Below are 311 nucleotides of genomic sequence, written 5' to 3'. Positions count from 1 at the left end.
TGAAGAAGACGATAGAAGCAGCTTTAAGCTCCAAGCTGATAGCTCTTAGCTAATCAGTTACGCGCTCGAAATTGGGTCTGTAGCTCAGTTGGTTAGAGCGCACCCCTGATAAGGGTGAGGTCGGCAGTTCGAATCTGCCCAGACCCACCAATTTTGTATGGGGCCATAGCTCAGCTGGGAGAGCGCCTGCCTTGCACGCAGGAGGTCAGCGGTTCGATCCCGCTTGGCTCCACCATTAACTGCTTCTGCTTGTTAGAGTTTAGAAATGAATATTCCAGTGTGAATATTGATTTCTAGTCTTTGATTAGATC

The 311-nt window shown here is 48.6% G+C and carries 2 tRNA genes; both read left to right on the top strand.

Features of this window, described 5'->3' with window-relative positions:
• Positions 1-73 precede the first annotated feature (73 nt).
• Positions 74-150 (top strand) — tRNA-Ile (locus tag AC27VU_RS28945).
• Positions 151-159: 9 nt separating this feature from the next.
• Positions 160-235, top strand: a tRNA-Ala gene (locus AC27VU_RS28940).
• Positions 236-311: the final 76 nt, after the last annotated feature.

It is taken from the genome of Pseudomonas sp. 14P5.3.2, from assembly GCF_057799175.1.
Note: the sequence above shows the minus strand (reverse complement) of the source record. Positions and strands in the feature narration are given on the sequence as shown.